19 protein-coding genes and 1 pseudogene are annotated in these 21,866 nt (G+C 42.8%); 11 read left to right on the top strand and 9 right to left on the bottom strand.

Annotation, left to right across the window (positions count from 1 at the left end):
• Positions 1–415 precede the first annotated feature (415 nt).
• Positions 416–616 carry a hypothetical protein gene (locus V7K15_RS11065; RefSeq protein ID WP_334905540.1) on the bottom strand — a complete coding sequence of 67 codons (201 nt, stop codon included), beginning with the start codon at positions 614–616 and terminating at the stop codon, positions 416–418.
• Between the two features lie 332 nt (positions 617–948).
• Here V7K15_RS11065 and mnmE point away from each other — a divergent pair, with 332 nt between their 5' ends.
• Positions 949–2,343 (top strand): tRNA uridine-5-carboxymethylaminomethyl(34) synthesis GTPase MnmE, encoded by a 1,395-nt coding sequence (gene mnmE, locus V7K15_RS11060; protein ID WP_334905539.1) that lies wholly within the window; start codon positions 949–951, stop codon positions 2,341–2,343.
• 52 nt (positions 2,344–2,395) lie between these two features.
• Here mnmE and V7K15_RS11055 read toward each other — a convergent pair whose 3' ends face one another.
• Positions 2,396–2,680 carry a DUF4915 domain-containing protein gene (locus tag V7K15_RS11055; protein ID WP_334905548.1) on the bottom strand — a complete coding sequence of 95 codons (285 nt, stop codon included), beginning with the start codon at positions 2,678–2,680 and terminating at the stop codon, positions 2,396–2,398.
• Between the two features lie 47 nt (positions 2,681–2,727).
• Here V7K15_RS11055 and V7K15_RS11050 point away from each other — a divergent pair.
• The 4 genes and pseudogenes from V7K15_RS11050 to V7K15_RS11035 form a co-directional block, all read left to right on the top strand.
• Positions 2,728–3,675 (top strand): annotated as a pseudogene (locus V7K15_RS11050) (DUF4114 domain-containing protein); the annotation flags it as partial.
• A 56-nt stretch (positions 3,676–3,731) separates the two neighbouring features.
• A complete protein-coding gene (locus V7K15_RS11045; protein WP_334905537.1) occupies positions 3,732–4,181 on the top strand; it encodes a GNAT family N-acetyltransferase in 450 nt (149 codons plus the stop codon).
• A 6-nt stretch (positions 4,182–4,187) separates the two neighbouring features.
• The gene (locus V7K15_RS11040) at positions 4,188–4,958 is read left to right on the top strand and encodes an SDR family NAD(P)-dependent oxidoreductase (RefSeq protein ID WP_334905536.1); all 771 of its coding nucleotides are present in this window, start codon (positions 4,188–4,190) and stop codon (positions 4,956–4,958) included.
• A gap of 62 nt (positions 4,959–5,020) precedes the next feature.
• Positions 5,021–5,338 (top strand): hypothetical protein, encoded by a 318-nt coding sequence (locus V7K15_RS11035; RefSeq protein ID WP_334905535.1) that lies wholly within the window; start codon positions 5,021–5,023, stop codon positions 5,336–5,338.
• A gap of 166 nt (positions 5,339–5,504) precedes the next feature.
• Here the strand turns inward: V7K15_RS11035 and V7K15_RS11030 are convergent, their stop codons facing one another.
• Together V7K15_RS11030 and V7K15_RS11025 are read right to left on the bottom strand one after the other, a co-directional pair.
• Complete coding sequence (locus V7K15_RS11030) at positions 5,505–6,425, bottom strand: alpha/beta hydrolase (protein ID WP_334905534.1); 921 nt, start codon at positions 6,423–6,425, stop codon at positions 5,505–5,507.
• 189 nt (positions 6,426–6,614) lie between these two features.
• Positions 6,615–8,294 carry a hypothetical protein gene (locus V7K15_RS11025; protein WP_334905533.1) on the bottom strand — a complete coding sequence of 560 codons (1,680 nt, stop codon included), beginning with the start codon at positions 8,292–8,294 and terminating at the stop codon, positions 6,615–6,617.
• Between the two features lie 106 nt (positions 8,295–8,400).
• Between V7K15_RS11025 and V7K15_RS11020 the strand changes: the two genes are divergently transcribed.
• On the top strand, positions 8,401–11,742 hold the full coding sequence (locus V7K15_RS11020) for an alpha-mannosidase (protein WP_334905532.1): 3,342 nt from the start codon (positions 8,401–8,403) through the stop codon (positions 11,740–11,742).
• 97 nt (positions 11,743–11,839) lie between these two features.
• Here the strand turns inward: V7K15_RS11020 and psbN are convergent, their stop codons facing one another.
• Entirely contained in the window at positions 11,840–11,971 is a 132-nt protein-coding gene (gene psbN, locus V7K15_RS11015; protein ID WP_196525836.1) for a photosystem II reaction center protein PsbN, read from the bottom strand.
• 85 nt (positions 11,972–12,056) lie between these two features.
• On the opposite strand from psbN, the gene psbH reads away from it, so the two are divergent.
• The 4 genes from psbH to V7K15_RS10995 all read left to right on the top strand — a co-directional run bounded on the left by psbH (position 12,057) and on the right by V7K15_RS10995 (position 14,731).
• Positions 12,057–12,260: a photosystem II reaction center phosphoprotein PsbH gene (gene psbH, locus V7K15_RS11010; RefSeq protein WP_292760391.1), complete on the top strand. Its 204-nt coding sequence runs from the start codon at positions 12,057–12,059 to the stop codon at positions 12,258–12,260.
• 152 nt (positions 12,261–12,412) lie between these two features.
• On the top strand, positions 12,413–12,685 hold the full coding sequence (locus V7K15_RS11005; RefSeq protein WP_334905531.1) for a TatA/E family twin arginine-targeting protein translocase: 273 nt from the start codon (positions 12,413–12,415) through the stop codon (positions 12,683–12,685).
• Between the two features lie 34 nt (positions 12,686–12,719).
• Positions 12,720–13,361, top strand: coding sequence for an aminoacyl-tRNA hydrolase (pth, locus tag V7K15_RS11000; protein ID WP_334905530.1), 642 nt, complete (start codon positions 12,720–12,722; stop codon positions 13,359–13,361).
• 521 nt (positions 13,362–13,882) lie between these two features.
• Complete coding sequence (locus tag V7K15_RS10995) at positions 13,883–14,731, top strand: SPFH domain-containing protein (protein ID WP_334905529.1); 849 nt, start codon at positions 13,883–13,885, stop codon at positions 14,729–14,731.
• On the opposite strand, the gene folP is transcribed toward V7K15_RS10995, so the two are convergent.
• Both folP and tpiA read right to left on the bottom strand, forming a co-directional pair.
• Positions 14,722–15,582 (bottom strand): dihydropteroate synthase, encoded by an 861-nt coding sequence (folP, locus tag V7K15_RS10990; protein WP_334905528.1) that lies wholly within the window; start codon positions 15,580–15,582, stop codon positions 14,722–14,724. The two genes, V7K15_RS10995 and folP, sit on opposite strands and share 10 nt — an antisense overlap.
• A 58-nt stretch (positions 15,583–15,640) precedes the next feature.
• Positions 15,641–16,366: a triose-phosphate isomerase gene (gene tpiA / locus V7K15_RS10985; RefSeq protein WP_334905547.1), complete on the bottom strand. Its 726-nt coding sequence runs from the start codon at positions 16,364–16,366 to the stop codon at positions 15,641–15,643.
• A gap of 268 nt (positions 16,367–16,634) precedes the next feature.
• On the opposite strand from tpiA, the gene V7K15_RS10980 reads away from it, so the two are divergent.
• A complete protein-coding gene (locus V7K15_RS10980; RefSeq protein ID WP_334905527.1) occupies positions 16,635–18,116 on the top strand; it encodes a GTP-binding protein in 1,482 nt (493 codons plus the stop codon).
• 134 nt (positions 18,117–18,250) lie between these two features.
• Here V7K15_RS10980 and V7K15_RS10975 read toward each other — a convergent pair whose 3' ends face one another.
• Both V7K15_RS10975 and V7K15_RS10970 read right to left on the bottom strand, forming a co-directional pair.
• The gene (locus V7K15_RS10975; protein ID WP_334905526.1) at positions 18,251–19,282 is read right to left on the bottom strand and encodes an HNH endonuclease; all 1,032 of its coding nucleotides are present in this window, start codon (positions 19,280–19,282) and stop codon (positions 18,251–18,253) included.
• 861 nt (positions 19,283–20,143) lie between these two features.
• Entirely contained in the window at positions 20,144–21,796 is a 1,653-nt protein-coding gene (locus tag V7K15_RS10970; RefSeq protein ID WP_334905525.1) for a mechanosensitive ion channel, read from the bottom strand.
• Positions 21,797–21,866 lie beyond the last annotated feature (70 nt).

The raw sequence follows: 21,866 nt of genomic DNA, 5'->3' as shown, positions 1-21,866 counted from the left end.
AGGCGTAAGCGCCATCGTGAGATTGACGCTTGCACCCAACAAATTTGGGCTTTAACTTCTTAAGTTGACACCAATGAGCAATGCTGTGCCCCTACGACAGATGTGGTTCAAATACATGAAAACTGCTGTAAGAAAGCAATTAGGTATTTTGATAAAGTAATCAGCAAATATACGTGACAATTAAAAATCGACTTTTCACTGTTACGCTAAACTTATAGTACTAAAAGACTTGGTGCCACAGATATGACGCCAAATTTAGCAAGCTCAAAATATGTTATGGTTTCCAGACTCAAAGAAGTTACATAACAGGAGAAGCAACACAGCGATCGCTAGGCGGCAAAACTGCGAGAATTAAATATAGATCCAGATACTATTTAACCTCAACGCTGTTTTGCTTGTGCCTGTTGCCGCGAATCTATGGATCTTCAGGAAAAACCCATTTTGGCGGTTCCGTAATTTTTTTCCGCAGACGTTCTTGTGCCAACTCCAACATTTTGTCTAAGGGAGTCTCTTCAATAAATTTTGCAGTGGCCTCTCTAAACTCGATATTGGGGCATTTATCCCCTAAAACACAACCGTTAACACAGGCTTCGGCACAGTTAATTTTTTGCTCCACAGTAAATTCCTCTCTAAAAGTTATCAGTTACAAGTTAGAAGTTGTGAATTATGATTTTAACTCTGTTTGACTTTTCACGGTATCTGGAAAACCTCTCTCTAAATCTCTCTCCTTTTAGGAGAGAGACTTTGAATTTTCCCCCTTAGAGCGTCGGGAAGGGGGTTAGGTTTTTGGTAGGCTTTTCCATACAACCTGAAAAGTCAGATTACCCTGCAAGTAAATTTTACCTTGCCAGTTGCTATCTCATTAGTCTAAATACTTACCATTTAGAAAGTTATCGGTTATGAGTTATGATTTTTACTCCTAACTTCTCACTCTTATAAAGGGCGCTCATGTCAGAAGTTTTTGCTACTACTGGAACCATCGCTGCGATCGCTACTGCTGTTGTCCCTCAACAAGGTAGTGTTGGTATTGTGCGGGTGTCGGGTTCTCAAGCAATGGCTCTAGCCCAAACTCTCTTTCATGCACCAGGACGACAAGTTTGGGAAAGTCACCGGATTCTCTACGGTTACATTCGCCATCCCCAAACGCAACAACTGGTGGATGAAGCTCTGTTGCTGCTCATGAAAGCACCCCGTTCTTACACCCGTGAAGATGTAGTGGAATTCCATTGCCACGGGGGAATTATGGCAGTGCAGCAAGTGTTACAACTGTGTTTGGAAAATGGCGCAAGACTAGCGCAACCGGGAGAATTTACTCTCCGCGCCTTTTTGAATGGACGATTGGATTTAACTCAAGCTGAAGGTATTGCTGATTTAGTGGGAGCTAAATCGCCCCAAGCTGCTCAAACTGCTTTAGCTGGTTTACAGGGAAAATTAGCTCATCCGATCCGGCAGTTACGCGCCAACTGTTTGGATATCTTGGCAGAAATCGAAGCTCGAATCGATTTTGAGGAAGACCTGCCTCCGTTGGATGATAAAGTCATAATATCAGAAATCGATAAAATTGCCGCAGAAATAACGAGATTATTGGAAACCAAAGACAAAGGTGAGTTGCTACGCACTGGTTTAAAAGTGGCAATTGTGGGGCGTCCGAATGTGGGAAAGTCGAGTTTATTGAACGCTTGGAGCCAGAGCGATCGCGCGATCGTTACTGATTTACCCGGTACAACCCGCGATGTGGTGGAATCTCAGTTAGTTGTTGGGGGAATTCCTATACAAGTGCTAGATACTGCGGGGATTCGGGAAACAACAGACCAAGTGGAAAAAATCGGCGTCGAGCGATCGCGTCGCGCTGCAAATGCAGCTGATTTAGTCTTGCTTACCATCGATGCTTCAGTAGGGTGGACAGAAGGCGATCGAGAAATTTATGAACAAGTACAACACCGTCCATTGATTTTAGTGATTAACAAAATCGATTTAGTAGAAGAAAGCGAAAGAAAAACTCTTCAATCTCAAATTCCAAATCCCAAATCTAAAATTGTCACAGCAGCAGCCCAAAATCAAGGGATTGATGCTTTAGAAACAGCAATTTTAGAGCTAGTTAAAGCCGAAAAAGTGCAAGCGGCTGATATGGATTTAGCGATTAACCAAAGGCAAGCAGCAGCCTTAACTCAAGCTAAAATTTCCTTGAAACAGGTACAAGCAACAATTACTGAGCAATTCCCGCTTGATTTTTGGACAATTGATTTACGGGGTGCGATTCAAGCACTAGGAGAAATTACCGGAGAAGAAGTTACAGAATCAGTTTTGGACAGGATTTTTAGCAAGTTTTGTATTGGTAAATGACTTTCTATAAAAACCAAAGTTTTTCTTTGTTGATTTTTTGATATGTAACAGTTTAGGGTGCGGAATGTGGGTTATAAGCGATAGCGCTTGCCCTGACTTCTGGCAAATTTCCCTCGATCAGAGGAGAACGTGGATCGAGGGTAATCAGCTGCTGAATCTCCTCTGTATGGAATCCCAACGCTTGGGGACGACGGACTCCTGGTAACACCTGCACATCATAAAGTTCTGTGACTTCTCCTTCTAGACGTAGCCAGTGGACAACTTCCCCGGTTTTCAAGTCAATCACCATCAATCCACATCGGGGTTCAGCATTTTTACTGGCTAAATTCTCATCCAGTTTTAAACCAGAAAAACTTTTGTCGCGGGGTTTAGATAAACCGACACAATTCTAAACTGGTGAATGAACTGGGTTTATTTACTGTTGATGATGCTCAAGGTAGAATTAACGGTATTGCTCCTGGGGCTGAAGGTTATGCCAAAGCAGCAATAGATCGCTCAGAGGTAATTTTATCTGCGATCGCTAATACCCCGAATGGATTTGATACCAGTAATCTCAGCAGACTGCTGGAATTGAATTCTGGTGAGAATTTTAGATTTTTATTAGTCCCAGACGGTACGCTTGATTCTGTACGCAATAATCCTAACTCGATTGGGAAAGTACTGTTTTCTAGTGTCTCAACCCAACAAATTACAGCCTTGGGTGATAATAGTTTCTCTCTCGGTTGGAAGGATGCTTCTGGTAACAGTTCCACAGATTTTAATGGTTTGGTGGTGAAAATTAACCAAACAGAGCAAGCTTTACCTTTGGGTACAAATCTCCAAGGTCAATTCCAAGGGGAAGTAATTGATTTGCGAGATGTCAAACAATCAGTCAAAGCTGAATTTAATGTTTACAGAGAGGCATCTTACAACGATTACGTCGGTTTTTATCAGGTGACTGATGTTCAGGGTGGGATTGATACTAATGGCGACGGCAAGGCTGATATTCTCACGGGACAGGCTGGTTATATTCAGGCTGCTGTGCGTAGTCGGGTTGCTGGTATTGATTTGAGTGTAAGTAACCAAGGTACTGCTACTTTCAGTGGTACTTTCGCACCTGGTTCTATTTTTGTTCCGTTTATTATTGTTAATGGTAAAGCTGATGCGCTTTTAGATAACAATTCTAATAATGATCCGGCGGTTTATTTCCCATTTTTGGGTGCTAATTCTGATCAATCGGATCACATTCGTCTGTTAGCGAGTAACACCTTTGGCTTTGAGGATTTGTCTGGTGGTGGCGATAAGGACTTTAATGATTTGATTATCAAAGCTAATTTGACAACTACAATTTAGTACTCATCCCATCAATTCGCCAAGCAACCATACAAGATACGCTGATAGTTTCGGATGTGTTGTTAGAAGCAGCTTTGTGGCTTCAGAAGTGTAGTATGCCTCTGTGGCGTGATAGCGAGGTTTCGCCAGAAAGTATCTCGGAAGATGTTGCTAACGGCTTGTTTTTCATTGCTGAATGGGCAGGTTCACCTGCTGGTACAATCAAGTTTGAGCTTGAAGATTTACTTTTCTGGCCCGACATTTCTCAGGAGGAGTCAGCATTTGTACATCGCCTTGCTATTCGGCGGCGTTACTCTGGTGGTAAAGTGTCTTCAGCACTGCTTAATTGGGCAGTCAAACATGCACAAACACTTGGTAGACATTATTTACGTCTAGATTGTAAGGCTTCGCGTCCGCGCCTAAGATCGGTATATGAAAACTTTGGTTTCCGTCATCACAGCGACAGACAAGTTGGTACTTATTTTGTCTCTCGCTACGAATATGAAATACCTCCACAAGTAACCTAAATTCATATGTCTTTTATCGATGAAATTAATCCTGTTTACGCATTGATTGTGGGAGCCAGCCGAGGTATTGGTTTAGGTTTTGTGAAAAAATTGCTACAAGATGACAGAATAGCCAAAGTTTATGCAACTTCTCGTCAACCGGAATCAGCCTCCGATTTAATAACTCTTGCAAGGGAACATTCTGAGCGATTAATTTGTTTGAAGATGGATATTATTGACGAGTTGCAAATTGTTGAAGCTGTTCAAAAAATATCTGCCCCAGTTGATAAACTGCATTTTGTAGTCAACTGTGTAGGACTGCTGCATGAAGATACTTTGCAACCTGAAAAAAGCTTAAGACAGATAAATTCAGAAAATTTGCTGCGCTACTTTCAGACAAATAGTATTGGTGCTGTCTTGTTGGCTAAACATCTATTGCCTCTGTTTCGTCATGGAGAACGCAGTGTATTCGCCACTATTTCTGCTAAATTGGGAAGTATTGGCGATAACCAACTTGGTGGATGGTATGGCTATCGCGCTTCTAAAGCAGCACTCAATATGTTGATGCGAACTGCGGCAATTGAGTATAAAAGAAGTTGTCCTAAAGCATTAATAGTGACATTGCATCCTGGTACAACTGATACCTGCCTTTCGCGTCCTTTCCAGCGAAATGTAGCTGCGGAACAATTATTTTCAGTAGAACGTACTGTTACTCAATTATTGGCTGTGATTGAACAGCTTCAAGAAGGCGATAGTGGACAGTTTTTCTCATGGAATGGAAGCAGATTGCCTTGGTAACTACGTTACGCTGGTGCTAATGGAACTCACGTTACTTGTAACCAAAGCCTATGAAGTTTTTTGTGCCAGCAGCCAAAGATAATATTAAAGCGGAGCAGGTGTATAGCGCTCTTGGTCAGTCTCTTAAGGCACCAATAACCCAAAAGCGTATTTGGAAGTTACAGTGGCGTGACAACGAAATTGATCTGGAATCCGAGGTAGGTAAACCTTTACCATCTTCTTACCAAACTGGGAAAGAGCTAGTTCTGGCAATCTTTGAGTGTGAAAACCTTTATAAGATTTGTACTCTTAGCCGGGGAGCAGTAAAGGGAGAACCTATTTTGGTTGGAAAAAACTCTCAATCCTCACCAACGTATTTTTCAGATAATGTAAATAACTGACTTTGCCCTTGACTCGACAATTTTGTGATTTCCATTACATCTCAAATTTAAAAAAGTAATAATGATGCAAGAATTTTATCATCAAGGAATCGAGAGGCAATGTCTACAACAGGCTACGCTTACGCATTAGTTTACGATAAAGTAATCAAGCCTCATGCACTGAAGGCTAAGAATTAGGAAACTCTAACTCAGCGCTTCCCCGTCCTAACTGCACCACCTCAGATGGTAGGTGTCGCTCCAACCAATCTTCTAAATCAGCCATCACCTCAGGGTAATTGAGGTCATTCTGAATATCGTGATAAGCTCCTGGATACTCAATTCTCAGCTTATCTTTACAATTTACCCGTTGATAAAAGATATCACTTACCACTGGTAAAGCCACTCGGTCTGCGCCACCGTGGAGAATCAACAATGGTAATTGCCAATCAGTTGCGTGAGCATTAATCCAATCAACTGTTGTAAAGAATTCTGTAGCTAGACGGGCAGTAGCACGGGTATGTCGCAGTGTATCTTGGACATAGGCGGCTAAAATCTGCTGATCTCGTGAACCAGCGCTGATGTCAATGCCTGTATTCAGACTGAAACGCGGCCACACCCGCGAGAGCATTTTTCCTAAAAGTACGCGAATAGGTGAAACCCCAACTTTCCCCAAGGTTGGCGCTAAAGCGATCGCACCCTGCAATACTGATGCTTGTTGAGGATAGCGCAAAATGTAATCTAAGACAATCACTGCGCCTAAACTATGACCCAAGATAAAAATTGGGCATCCTGGCTGCTGAGTTTGAATTAACTCTAAAAAGGCTCGCAAGTCTTCACGAAACTCACCCCAAGCATTGATATAGCCTCGCTGACCTGGTGAGCGTCCATGACCACGCAAGTCTAAGCTGTAGATAGCATATTGTTTGGGTATCAAATGCTGAATTACATTACTGTAGCGATCGCTGTGTCCTCCGAGTCCATGCACAATGGCTAATATTGCCCGTACTTTACCCTCTGGATGCCAGCTTTGGTAATACAGGTCAAGTCCTCCAACACCTTGGAATGTGCCTTCTTTACGAGACACTAGGCGATCGCTATGGTCAATCATAGAGTTAATGTTTTACGTATTTTCCCAGCAAGCTACTAATATGTCAACATATATTGTAGTAAAATAGCTTTCAGGTATGGGAGTAATTACAGTAAATTTAGTTACCTCACGTATTTAAACGCTTCTAACCGTAGGATGGTTATATAAGGATGTAATCTGACTTTCTTAATTACGAATTACGAATTAGTATTATTTCCTATACCACATCTGCCGCAACGACTGAAAAATATTTACAAATACTTCTTCTAGCCAGAGCATAACATCATCAAGCCATTGCAGAAGTTGTTCTAAAGGGTGCTTCTCATAGCCCGTTGAAGTTGCTTTAGTTTCTATCCAGTCTGGCCGTGCCTCAACTTGACTCCTTTGGTGAAATTGCTGTTGCAAAATTTTCCCTTTACGACTCTCGCTTTTAGTTTGGGAAATGCGGGTTTGGGTTTGTTTTGCAGAGGCAACTTTTGCCGATGTTTTTTGACTGGAGGCGAGATTACTAGTTGGTTGTTTCCTTTGCACCAAACCAGATTTGACTTGAGGTTGTTTTACACTCAAATTCTTTTGGGGAAAATGCCCTACTGATAAACTTGATTCTAAACCATGATTTTTCCTTTGAGAAAGTGGAGCTGGCTTCTCCACAACTGTTTCCGTGTCACCAAATAAATCGCTCCATCTTAGCCAAGAATCATCTGTTAAATCCTGGTTCTCCAACTGAGGGCTTTTGGATAAGGCTTTTCTAGAGCTTGATGAGAATAGTTTACCCGGCAATCTCCGATCATTGGTTGTTGACTCAAGTGTTTTTCTATTACCAACACCAAAAAAGTAATTAAGCGCCGCCTCAATCAAAGCCTCAAGATTCACTGTATGAGTTTCCAAACCATCAGCAGTAGTTGCAATTTCTCCCTTACCAGCTAATTGCTCTTTGCCATAAAGAAATATATTTAACTGAGTTAGGGCAACTTGGACAATTTCCTGGCTACGTTCTTGCACAGGTACTAAAGCGTTTGACTCCAACTTAGCAACGGCTATATCTAAAAATGCTAATAATCTATCTGTATTAAGTAAATCTTTTGGTATACCCTCGGCTAAAACTGGAATGTTAGCTATATTTCCGTCAGTGAGTTTTGCTAATAAATGGTCAATTTGTGGTAATAGCTGCGTTTCCTTTTTAGCTTCAATCAACCGCCTTTCCTTCTCTGCGAGAGGCTGCGCCAACGGAACGCTACGCGAACGCGCAGCGTCTCGTAGAGAGGACTGCCAGTAATTAGCAACTTCGTTAATAATTCGGTCTTCTAATTTTGCCTGCTGTTGGGGTGTCAAAATATCTAGAATTTCATTATCAGCAGTCACAAGTACTAAATTCCGATTAAGCAAATTTGTGGCAATTCCCCGTACTATTGGAAGATGCTGTTGAAGGGGATTTTCCGCTTTATTTTCGGTAATATTTGATGATTGAGTAAGATTAGCGTTATTATCAACGAATTTTAGCCGAAAAACTCCCAAGTAAGCCAAGGGTTTGAAAGGTTCAGATATTTTGGTAGGAGTAGAGGCGGGTTCATCAGATGACAGATAATTCACTGCCTCTAGTACATGTTGAATGGGACTATCAACATTTGGCATTTCGGGCTGGAAATTGGGATCATTTGGTTGTAACTTTAATCTAGTTTGTGGTTCTTTAGTCTGTAGCGTTTTCCCAAATGATTCAGATGACTGAAACAGTAGATACACTGGGTAGTAAAGTAGTACCTCCACACCCCACTTAGTAGCAACTTGCAAATGCCGATAGGTGTGTTCCCACTGTTGTGTCACCCGCCGAGATTGCTGGTGGACAAAGTTAAATAGTCTGCTTTGATAACGACCAGAGGAACCAGAAGACATAGTAGTAATTTTTTAGTTTAAGTCTTGTATAAGTTGTGAGACTCCCGCCAAACAATAAAAACGACTAACTGTTAATTATCGTAAGTGACCTTATCTTAGCGAAAATATGACCCCGACTGTCTCTCAATCGCAGACCAAATTCATCTCACAAGTAATTGAGCAACTGCGCTCTTTTTGTCAAGTTAATCTTCAGTCTACGTGGCTATACCAGGAATCTGACCTAATGATTACTGATGTTGTAGCTGCTGATTTGTCTGATTGGCAACCTGTCCAGATAAATGCTAAAGAACATATCGCTTGGACAGGCGGGAAAAAAGTGCTATGGCTAGTGCAAAGATTGGTGGTTCCCCAAGATTTACAGGGTTATCCCTTAGCGGGGTTATCTTTACGGCTGGCGCTGGTTTGGTGGGCAGATTCTGCTGAGATTTATGTGAATGGGGAGTTAGTGCTGGAGGGTGATTTATTTGATTGTTCGCCTAGAGTGCTTCTCAGTCAAGGGGTGACGCCAGGGGAAGAGTTGATTGTGGCTTTGCGGTTAGTCAGTCCGGGACATTGTGATGGTGCTTTAGTGCGATCGCTCCTAGTTTATGAGTCTACTATTGATAATAATCCCGATCCGGGTTTTGTGGCTGATGAGTTAGCTGTGGTGCAACTTTATTTGGAAAAGTTTACACCGGAGAAGCTAGATGTTTTGGCGGCGATGGTGAGGGAGGTTACGAACCGCAGAGGCGCAGAGGACACAGAGGAAGAGAAGGGATTAGTAAAGTCGTTTTTGTCCCTACGCCAAAACCTAATTCAATCCAAAATCCAAAATCGTTCGACTGAGCGTAGCCGAAGTCTAAAATCTAAAATTTTCCTGTTGGGTCATGCTCATTTAGATTTAGCATGGCTATGGCCTGTGAGTGAAACTTGGAATGCGGCGCAAAAGACTTTTGAGTCGGTTCTGAAGTTGCAAGAAGATTTTCCTGAGTTAATTTTCTGCCATTCGACTCCCGCACTTTATGCTTGGATTGAAGAACATCGCCCTGATTTGTTTCAGGCGATTCAAGCACAGGTAGCTACTGGACGCTGGGAAGTTGTCGGCGGAATGTGGGTGGAACCAGAACTCAACTTGATTGCTGGTGAATCAATAGTTCGTCAACTATTATATGGTCAGCGCTACATCCAAGAAAAATTTGGTAAGCTTTCAACTGTGGTATGGGTTCCAGATTCTTTTGGTTTCTGTGCGACTTTGCCGCAGTTTTTCGCTAATGCTGGAATTGAATATTTTGTCACGCAGAAGTTACGGTGGAATGATACTACTAAATTTGATTATGGGGCTTTTTGGTGGCGATCGCCTGACGGGAGCGAAGTCTTTAGTTTGATGTCTGCACACATCGGTGAAGCTATAGACCCAGTTAAAATGGCATCTTACGCTCTCGAATGGCAAACCCAAACTGGTTTATCAGAATCCCTCTGGCTTCCTGGTGTCGGCGACCACGGCGGCGGACCCACTCGTGATATGTTAGAAACTGCCCAACGCTGGCAAAAGTCCCCTTTCTTCCCAGACTTAGAGTTTACCACGGCTGAAAAGTATTTACAGCAAATCGTAGAGACGCGATTCATCGCGTCTGTCAATAGTTATGATTCTCCCCCATCCTCTCCTGCTTCTCCCTCATTCCCGACTTGGAATGACGAACTGTACTTAGAATTCCATCGCGGTTGCTACACTACCCACGCAGACCAAAAACGTTGGAATCGTCGTTGTGAAAATTTATTGTATGAAGCTGAACTATTTGCTACCTTGGCAACTCTAAGCTGTGGTGTGACATATCCCAAAGCAGAAATCGAAGCAGCTTGGAAGCAGGTATTATTTCAACAGTTTCACGATATTTTACCTGGTACTTCAATTACCCAAGTTTACACAGATGCTTTGCCCCAATGGCAGCAAGTGGAACAAGTGGGAACAAAGATATTACAGTCATCACTTTTAGCGATCGCATCTCACATTACCATATCAGAACCACCAAAACCCGATAGTTTGCCTATTTTTGTTTTTAATTCTCTCAATTGGCAGCGTTCTGAGGTAGTCTCTGTAGCTTTACCCACGTCAGCAACAGCTACCCAAGAATGGCAGATTTACGATACTTCTGGAAAGCAGCTTGTCTCCCAATTGTCTGAACCATCAACGCTACTATTTCTCGCCACCGAAATTCCACCCGTAGGCTACCGCATATTTTGGCTTTCCCCCACCCTGCCCTCAGCTAAAGCTACATCCCCCTTATCCCTCCCAGACTGGATTCTAGAAAACGAATTCCTGCGAGTTGTTATAGATCCTGATACTGGAGATTTATCAAGTTTTTTTGATAAAACTTATCAACGAGAAGTTTTGAGTGGCGCGGGCAATCAACTACAAGCTTTTAAAGACAGTGGTCAATATTGGGATGCTTGGAATATAGACCCCAATTACGCTCAACATCCCTTACCCGCAACAAATCTTCAATCTATTCAGTGGTTAGAACAAGGGCCAGTGCAAAGTCGTGTGCGCGTGGTGCGTCAGTTGGGTGAATCGGAATTTTGCCAAGACTATATTCTGCAAGCTGGTTCACCTCTGCTGAACATAGCTACTACCGTCAATTGGCAAGAAAATCATGTATTGGTGAAAGCTGCTTTTCCTCTGAATATCGAAGCAGACTTTGCTACCTATGAAATTCCCTGTGGCGCGATTCGCCGCCCAACTAAAGCCCAAACCCCCGCAGAACAAGCAAAATGGGAAGTTCCGGCTTTACGGTGGGCTGATTTGACAACAGAAGACACAATCCAAAATCCAAAATCTAAAAGCGTTCGACTGAGGGAAGTCGAAGTCCAAAATTGTTATGGTGTCAGCTTACTGAATGATTGTAAATACGGTTACGACAGCAAACCAAATCAACTCCGCCTGACACTGCTACGCAGTCCTAATTGGCCAGACTCCGAGGCTGACCGAGGTTTTCATGAGTTCAAATATACCTTGTATCCTCATGCTGGTAGCTGGGAATCAGCCCATACAGTACGGCGTGGCTATGAATTGAATATACCATTGCAAGTGATATTAAATCCACTCAGCAATCACAACCGGCTAAACCCTAGCTATCCGCTAACAGCACAGGCTAAACCACAGCTATCCGCTAACAGCACTATTGAAGGGGTGAGATTTCTAGATTTATCAGCTGAAAATTTAATCTTGATGGCCTTAAAACCATCTGAGGATGACCCACAGCAGTTAATTCTGCGGTGTTATGAATGTCACGGAGAAACAGCCGAGTTATCTTTGCAAAGTGATTTAGGGTTGAGTCTAGGAGATACAGTAGATTTGTTAGAGCGTTACTCTACCACTGAATTCTCATCTCAGCAACAAATCTTGACGATACAGCCTTGGAAAATCGCCAGCTTCAAGGTGATACCAGCGACTAATCCCAGGTTGGACTGAGCCACTATTGCTGTGTCAGTGGCCAGTTGTGGTTTTCCACAGACCACTGGCAAATGACCACTGACCAATGACAAATGACCAATGACAAATGACTCCTTTAATCTTCATGGTCATCAAACGGATCGTTCAATTGCTTGCTAGGAGGACCAAAGGAGGTATAAATCGACAGTCCGGTGATGGCAACCACCACGACAGCCACAGAAATGCTAAGAACTATTGCGGGTTCCATAATTGAGAGATAGATTATGAGTGCTATTCTTATAGAATATTACAGAAGATTAAAAAAAGCTTTGGTTAGTAATCTTGGGTGAACTATGGCACAAAGGACTTGGTTGGGAGATATCCTGAAACCCCTGAACTCTGAGTATGGAAAGGTGGCTCCAGGATGGGGTACTACCCCTGTAATGGCTGTTTTTATTTTGCTATTTTTCGTGTTTCTGCTAATTATTCTGCAACTTTACAATAAATCACTGTTGATTCAGGATGTATTTGTCGATTGGCGGAGTTTAGGACGCTAACGGATACACAGCTATCAAGTTTGGATCACAAGTTAAGTTACACCCGGTTATTCCGGGTTTTTTTGTCAAAGCTCAATGCACACTAACTATTGAGTAGACTACATAATATGTAAGTTTCTCTAGTGGTTTTATAGTTTATAGGAGACAAAAAAATGAATATATTTGGTATCGGTCTGCCGGAAATGGCTGTAATTATGGTAGTGGCGTTGTTAATCTTTGGCCCAAAGAAGCTGCCAGAAATTGGTCGGAGTGTGGGTAAAACAATTCGTAGTTTCCAAGAAGCTTCCAAGGACTTTCAAAACGAGTTTCAAAAAGAAGCAGAACAGTTAGAAGAAGTTGTAAAAACTACTGCTGAGTTGGAACCTAAGCAAATCCACCCTGCTAAATCTGAGCAGGATACCGCTAGTTCTTCCCAACCTAGCTAGGAGAGTGCTGCATATCAATGTGACTGTAGGCAAAATGACAGAACCAGTTACGCAACCAGCTTTGGTAATTCCCCAGCTAATTGTCGGATTGGGGAATCCAGAAGCTAAGTACGACCAAACACGCCATAATATCGGCTTTGCTGCTGTAGAAACTCTCTCCCGTTCTTGGCGCATTCCCTTAGCGGAAAACCGCAAGTTTCAAGGTGAGTATGGCGAGGGTATGGCCTCAGGTGGAGGTAAGATTCGCTTGCTAAAGCCGTTAACTTATATGAATCGCTCAGGACAGGCAATACAAGCGGTGACAAGTTGGTATAAATTGCCGCCTGAATCAGTGCTGGTGATTTATGATGATATGGATTTGCCCTTGGGAAAAACTCGTCTGCGCTTATCTGGTTCGGCTGGGGGACATAACGGCATGAAAAGCGCGATCGCACATCTTGGTACCCAAAACTTTCCCCGTTTGCGAATCGGTATTGGTAAACCCAAAGGTGCAGCTAATAATGATGATTCCGATGCGATCTCCCATGTGCTGGGGCGATTTTCCGCAGCCGAAAATCAGCAGATGCCTCTTGTACTTCAGTTTGTGGTTGAGTGTATTGAACTAAGCCTCAAGCAGGGAGTAGAAAAGGCGATGAATCTTTGTAATAGTCGTACAATTAATAATTCTGAGTCTTAGGTAGGACTTACGCACTAAAAACTTGAAACCTTGATCCCCCCTAACCCCCCGATAAATTGGGGGGAAACTCAAAGAGCCAACTTTTTAAGGGGGTTAGGGGATCTCTTGTGCGTAAGTCCTATTAGGGTTAGATGAATACTGGGCTATCAGCGATAAGAAAGGAAGCTAAGCAATGTTTGAAGGCGCTTATTTTGGTTGATGGGCAGCGATTTCAGCTTGCTCCATCCAACGAAGATAAAGCCCTTAACGCAGTCTGTGCATAGGAAAAGCAACTTATCTACACCATAATTGAGGGTGTGGCATACTTTGCCAGGTGTTTTATCAAGGTGCTTTAATAGCGATCGCATTCTGCAAAACAGTCCTACTTACAGAATATGTACAAGACACGCAGCGACTCGATATCAGACATCGCTGCCTAGTGTTCATAAAATTACAGACTCAAAACATTAAACTCAAAGATATGACAAGCTAGTAGCATATTCTTGACACTAAATCCTCCCCAAAGCTGAATAGGAGTATACATGGAGCCAATCATTTTTATAGTTTTAGTGCTTATAGGTTATGCCTTAGGTTCTGCAAAACTGATTAATCAAGGTAATGAAGCCCTAGTTGAACGCTTGGGGCGGTTTCATCGCAAACTTAAGCCTGGGCTGAACTTTATTGTTCCCTTAGTCGATCAGATTGTGATGGAAGATACTACACGAGAGCAAATTTTAGACATCAAGCCTCAGGATGTGATCACCCAAGATAATATTTCTGTGGAAGTGGACGCTATTGTATACTGGCGACTCAAAGATATTGAGAAAAGCTTTTATGCTATTGACGATCTGCAAAAGGCACTGACAGAGGTGACTACAACAACGCTCCGGGAAATCATTGCCCAGAACACCCTGGAGCAGACCAATGTCTCTAGACTGGAGATGCACTCAGCCCTCTTATTCGAGTTGAATAGTATAACGATAGATTGGGGAGTTGATATTGTCCGGTTAGATATTCAGAAAATTACCCTACCTGAAAGTGTACGGAAGTCCAGGGAAGAAGAGCAAGCCTCTGTAATCAAAAAACGGGCGCTGATTACCGAAGCAGAAGGGCAGAAGGAAGCCGCGATTAAAAAAGCAGAAGGAACTATGGCTTCAGTGCAAATTATTTCTCAAGCCTTACGTTCCAATCCTGACACTAGGGAGATTCTGCGGTATCTCGTGGCTCAAGATTACGTAGATGCTAGCCAAAAACTCGGTGAGAGCAGTAATGCCAAAATTGTCTTTGTAGACCCAGCTAACTCAACTGAAATGTTTCAGGAGTTGATTGCTGAGTCAGCAATTACAGAAGGTCACGGCAAAAAATCCGAAAACGGCAATGCTCAACAATAAGACTGTGCTGTTTGTCTGAATATTGCATCGGCTACTAGCGAAACATCGCGCATTTCTTGAACATCGTGAACTCGGAGGATATCAGCACCATTAAAAATAGCAGCACAACAAGCTGCTGTCGTTCCCCAAACTCGTGCTTTGGGATCTGGTTGATTTAAAATCCGACCAATGAAACTTTTACGAGATGCTCCTACCAAGATAGGGCAGTTTAATGTTGTGAGCGATCGCAAGCCGCGAAAAATTTCTAAATTTTGCTCATAATTCTTAGCAAAGCCAATACCAGGATCAATAATAATTTTATCCGGGTCAATGCCCACAGTTGTTGCTACCCCAATTTGCCCAGCCAAAAAACTATAAATCTCTCCCAGCAAATTTTGATAATCAGTCTGTTGTTGCATTGTCTGTGGTTTTCCCCGGATGTGCATTAGAATAATCGGCACATCTAACTCTGCCACTGTTGGCAACATTTCTGAGTCAAAAGTGCCGCCAGAAATATCATTAATAATATCCGCTCCAGCTTCTACAGATGCCTTAGCTACAGCACCACGGGTAGTATCTACCGAAATCGGGACTGAAATTTCTGGTCTGATTACTTGTAACACTGATACTACTCGGTCAAGTTCCTCTGTTAGAGTTATTTGCTTTGCCCCTGGTCGAGTTGATTGACCGCCGACATCGATCATGTCAGCACCAGCAGCTACCAGTGCTTGCGCCTGTACTAAAGCGGCAGAGGTAGTGTTAAACTCACCTCCATCACTAAAGCTATCAGGCGTCACATTCAAAATCCCCATCAAATAAGTCTGCTGTCCCCAATCGAAACAGCGTCCTCGAATTATCAAGTTGCTTGGCATATATCTACATTAGGCATTCCCATGCAGAGCATGGGAACGAGAAGAAGGCACATCAGACTTAGTTAAAATTCACAATCCGAGCGAAACTTTCAGCTTCTAAACTTGCTCCTCCCACTAAAACACCATCAATTTCTGGTTGAGCCATGATTTCATCAATATTATTTGGCTTAACTGAGCCGCCATATTGAATTGATACATTCGGATTACTCAACTGGCTACGAATTAAGCCAATTATCCGATTAGCTTCCACTGTTTCACAAGTGTCACCGGTGCCTATCGCCCAAATTGGTTCATAAGCAATTACCAAATTATTTTGATCAATATCTAGCAAGCCTTTATCGAGTTGGAGAATAATCACTGACTCAGTTTCTCCGGCATCTCGTTGTTGTTTAGTTTCGCCAACACAGAGAATTGGCGTCAAACCAAACCTTTGAGCAGTTCGGAGGCGCAGATTAACGGTGCCATCCGTTTCACCAAAGTATTGCCGTCGTTCACTATGACCGACAATCACAAAGCGCACACCACTTTCTGTCAGCATTGGGGCAGAAATCTCACCCGTATAGGCTCCAAATTCTTCCCAGTGGACATTTTGTGCCCCCAGTTGGATGAGGCTACCGTGCAAACTCTTGGACAAAAGGCTTAAATCAGTGAACGGAGGGCACAATATCACTTCTCGCCCTTGCGGGGTTTCCTCTAAGTGAGGCAGAAATCCTTGTAAAAACTCCTGGGTCTCTGCCTGAGTTTTGTACATTTTCCAGTTGCCGGCAATAACGATTTTCCGCACAGGTAATTTAGTCAAGATCCTAACGCGTTATTTAGATGCATTTTTCAGTTTATGACTTTTTGTTAGTCATTAGTCATTAGTCATTGGTCATTGGTCATTAGTCATTGGGAATGGGGTAAAAATTATTCTTCCCCTGCTACCTCTGCTGCCTCTGTCTCATCTTGCCAAACCCTTGCTAAAAATAACTAGGATAGTAGATGGGGTGTATTTAAAATTTAAAATCTAAAATCTAAAATCTAAAATCTAAAATCTAAAATCTAAAATTGATATGACTTCGACATTGCCCGTGCCTGAACCTGAACAAAGCGATTCCACCAACACTGATGCAAATTCTCTCAGATGGGAGGAAGAACTGGATAATGCTATTTTCAGTTTTGAAGACATTCAAACAGAACTGAATTATAAACAAGCACAAACGGCGCTGCGAAACTTGGTAGCCAATCTTGATCTCACCCCCCAAGAAAAAACCGGGTTAGAGGCGGAAATTGCTGATTTGGAAACCATGCTGGGGAAGTTAGACCGGATGGTGGTGCAGATTGCGGCTTTTGGCATGGTGGGACGTGGGAAGTCTTCGCTACTCAATGCTTTGGTTGGGCAAACAGTATTTGAAACTGGGCCGCTGCACGGTGTCACCCGTGCTGCACAAACAGTTAGTTGGAGTATTAGTGAGGAAGCGATTGGGGAAACTGAACGAGCTTTGCGAGTCACTCTCCCTGGTGTAGGTCAATCTCAAGTTGAATTAATTGATACTCCTGGGTTAGACGAAGTAGATGGTGCAACCCGTGCCGCATTAGCTGAACAGATTGCAAAACTTGCGGATTTGATTCTGTTTGTGATCTCTGGCGACATGACAAAGCTAGAATACATGGCTCTTTCTCAATTGCGAGAAGCAGGTAAACCGATCATTCTGGTGTTTAACAAAGTAGATCAGTATCCAGAAGCAGATAGGATGGCAATTTATCACAAAATACGGGATGAAAGGGTGCGTGAATTACTTACACCTCTAGAAATTGTCATGGCTGCGGCATCGCCATTAGTAAAGACGGCGATTCGTCGCCCTGATGGTAGTAGGGGCATACAGTTGCGTACAGGGAATCCGAAAGTCGAGGAACTGAAGCTGAAAATCTTGGAGATTCTACACCGTGAGGGTAAAGCTTTGGTTGCTCTCAATACCATGCTTTATGCCGACATTGTAAATGAGCAATTGATAGAGCGAAAACTGATGATTCGGGAACTGAATGCCAATCAGTTGATTTGGAAGGCTGTGATGACTAAGGCATTAGCGATCGCACTCAATCCCCTAACTGTGGTAGATATTCTGAGTAGTGTGGTGATTGATATTGCTCTAATTTTGGGTTTATCTAAACTCTATGGCTTCTCAATGACCGAAGCCGGGGCTGTACAATTGCTACAAAAAATCGCCCTGAGTATGGGCGGCATTGGTGCTAGTGAATTGTTAGCAAATTTGGGCTTGAGTGGATTAAAAACTTTACTTGGAATCTCTGCAACAGCTACGGGTGGCATTGCGCTTGGCCCTTATATATCGGTAGCAATCACGCAAGCGGGAGTAGCTGGTGTTTCTTCTTACGGTATTGGACAAGTTACCAAAGTTTATTTAGCCAATGGCGCGACTTGGGGGCCTGATGGGCCGAAAGCAGTGATTAATCGGATTTTAGCAAACCTGGATGAGGCTTCAATTCTCAACCGGATTAAAGATGAATTGCTCTACAAGGTAAAATTCAAAAAGTGAAGCATATAAGATAAAACCTCACCCTCAATCCCTCTCCTTGGTAAGGAGAGGGAAACCGGAGGCAGGGTGAGGTTTTATATTTAATTTGACCCACTTACTTAAGTGCGATCGCTCCCATTTATTAAAATACTATTTCAGAGCGCAGAACCATCAAACGCACTCTTGTAAGCATCAGCTGTTTCTATCCCAAAACCTCCAGCTTGGACATGACGAACTAGCGATTGAATGATCGGTATAGCAATACCAATACCAAATAAAGAATTGAAGCCTGCAACAACTACTGGCGCTGACAAAATGACTGCAAATTCTGGAAATAAAGCTAACACAGCCACTAAGACCAAAAAAACAATTGGTGTAGCAATACCTGCTGCCTTTGCTGCTTCAAAAATGAGATTTCTATACTCTTCAACAGTAATATCGCCCCGATAAAGATCCAAAGAGTAGGAAATCGCTGTTACTATAACCTGAGTGAGAATAGCTGTTCCCGTTGCAGTAATGCCAAGTTTAGCGATTGTTGCAGAATTGCTGACAATAGAATCTACCGCATTATAAACCCGAATATAGAACTGTTCGCCAACGGTCATTACTTTGGCACCTCGACGGAGATTGTCAACACCTACTTCCCAAAGGATATTATTAGCAGCATTCGATCCACCTTGGGAACGTGGATTGATGTGGCTACCGTGTTTATCCCGAAGAAATTGACGAATTGTATTTTCTTTGGCTTCAAGCTTTGATGTGCCAGGAATTTTCTCAAAAAGCTTCATGACATCCGCATCAGAGCGAGGTAAGTTTCCCACCCGAAGGCCAGCACGATATCTCAGCCTATTTGCAATCTTTGGCATCTCTAGGGCTAATTCGGCAGCTGTCTTTGGTAAATTTTGCAAAGTATCAGCCATAACCATACTAGATGTAGCAACTCCAACAGCAGTTTCTTCAAATGTTTTACTAACATTTTGAATAGTTTGAAAACCTGACTGTGCTGCTATGGTTGACAAACTTTGTAAATCATTAACTGCATGGATACTTGAGGTTGTCATCTCGATAGTAGCGTTCTTTATTCCATCAACTACTTCATCCATACTGTTTACTACATTGTTGGCTACTTCTTGAGCTTTATCTCTAACCGTATCTGCCAACTTCTGTGCTTGGTTGATAAAATCCATGTTTTAGTAACCTTTTATTTCTGCTGTGGAGTATTTGCTCCAGTTTCTCTTTTTAAAACTGATAACCACCTCAGCATTAATAAGGAATTTACTGGCAAAATTGTTAAAGAGATAGTAATTAATTTATATCGTTTGTGTATGTTACTTTCAAAAACTGAGCTATCTGACTAGTTTGACCAGTAATTTTGGATTAAAAGAATTATTACCAAAGTTAAAAGTTTGTGCAGGTTGCTTCTTTCCGTGATCGTACTCTGGTATGAGATAGAACTTTCATTAGGGACTGACAAATAAAAAAATATCCAATTATTTATTGTGGGGTGGGCATCTTGCCCGCCCAGCAACCAAAGGCGGGCAAGATGCCCACCCCACAAGATTGGATAATTTATTTCTTGGAAATCCCTTAATGCGCGATCGCAGTTAACAGCACTAAAAATACCCTGTAAGATCAGTTGGTGATCTAAGCGATCGCTTGTAGAATTATTGAAAATTTAATTTTTTTAAGGTACAAAAATATTGTAGATACTCGATTGCGCGACTCTGAACTCGGAACTTCAACCTCTGAACTCGGAACTTCAACCTCTGAACTCGGAACTTCGACTTCTGAACTCGGAACTTCGACTTCTGAACTCGGAACTTCGACCTCTGAACTCGGAACTTCAACTTCTGAACTCGGAACTTCGACCTCTGAACTCGGAACTTAAGCTTCTGAACTCGATATATCAAGTTCTACACTCAAACTCCGAGATTCTCAACTCTAACTTTCAACCTCTTAAGCAAAATTGCCGATAGATTTTTTCCACTATTGATGCTTACGGCTGCACTTTCGGAAATTTACAGACGAAATTGCACCTTGATCAACTTCTAGTTTCTACCTTTGAAAGAGTCTAGCCATTCTTGAACTTGCTCTCGTGCAATCTCGCGCCCTCCAAGACCAAAGGCTAGGGCAATAGCAACTGCGATCGCACCTAGTAAAAGTCCAAAAGCTAAATTTACAATATCACTGGCAACTCCAATCTGTTGCAGTGCCATTGCAGAGACTAAAGCAATGATCGCAATCCGCGCTATTTGACCCAAAATCTGGGCTTGGCGTTCGCCGGAACTGGTAATGATGTTAAAAGCTAGATTTGCCAGGAATAAGCCAATGGCAAAGATCACCAATCCCGCCAAAATCCGCCCGAATATGACCACAATACCAGACACTAATGCTGTCAGGGCTGGAATATTCAGGATATTCACCGCCGCCACCGTTGCAAATAGCATGATACCTACTAAGGCAACAATGCCGACAATTTCCGATGGAGTGCGGCTTGGAGTCTGGGGGGCTGTTGATTCTCTAGAAATTACGATTTGTCTGGTGGGTGTTGTCAGACCCAAAATAGAGAAAATGTTATTAAAGCCTAAATTGGTGAGGATACTTGTAACCAAATCTGCGACAAACCGCCCCACAAAATAGGCAACAATCCAAATTGCCACGGCTGTAAAGATGGCAGGTAGGGCGTTGAGAACCTGTTGCAGCATGGCGATCGCCGGGATAGAGATCGCATCAATTCGCAAGGCATTCAGCGCTGCGATCGCCACAGGAATCAAAATCAAAACATAGACAATTGTGCCGATAATACTTGATAGAGGTTGCACCCCCGCAGCTGAAGATAATCCCAACCGACTACCTAAACGGTCAATGCCTGTTGCCACCAGCAAGTTCGTCACAATCCGCCGCACCACATTAGCAATAAACCAGCCAACTACAGAAATTAATATCGCTGCTAAAATCTTCGGCAGAATTAGCAGAACTTCTGTAATTAGAGCTTGTACTGGTTGTAGAGCCTGCCTGAGTTCGAGAGCATCCAAAACTGGGGCGAGAAACAGTAAAAATATAAACCAATACAGAGCATTACCAATCGTCTCACTCAAAGACAACTGATTCAGGCTGGGTGCCCTGTCTGCTGGTTCTGGATTCAAACGCTCATCCAAGTTAAATGCCTGTAATGAGCGCACAGTGATAATCTTCACAATGGTCGCCAAAAACCAGGCAGTTACTAAAAGGATTCCCGCACCAACCAACTTTGGCAAAAAGCCAATAAGTTGATTGAGAAAATTATTCAGCGGTCGAGAGGCTACCTCCAGATCCAATGTCTGTAAAACAGCTACCGCCGTCAACAGGATAATGCTCCAAAAGACTAAGCTGGAGATTAATTTCTCCACTTGGGGAACATCTTGACGACCCGTTATCCCGGCGGCAATGCGGTTATCTATGTTTGTGCGATTCAGGATTCCTCGCGTCAGTGCTGCTGCGCCCAACGCAATTAGCCAACCTACTAACAAAATTGCTACTGCCGCCAGCAGCCTGGGTGTAAATAGAATCAACTGTTGAACAATACCTTGGACATCAGCGATTCCTTGATTCACTGCTGGTTGTGTCAGTTGCAGGTTAGGCGATTGTGCCAAAAATAGCTGCCCACTCGTGGACAAAGCAACTCCTATCACCTGGGTTATTCCTTGCCAAGTTGTGTTCATGGTTTTCGGGAATTAAGTTTAAGTATTCACCGCAAACACTGAGTCAGTGTTTCGCCTATCAATTTAGCAG

The organism is Nostoc sp. (assembly GCF_036919815.1).
GTDB lineage: Bacteria > Cyanobacteriota > Cyanobacteriia > Cyanobacteriales > Nostocaceae > Nostoc.
Note: the sequence above shows the minus strand (reverse complement) of the source record. Positions and strands in the feature narration are given on the sequence as shown.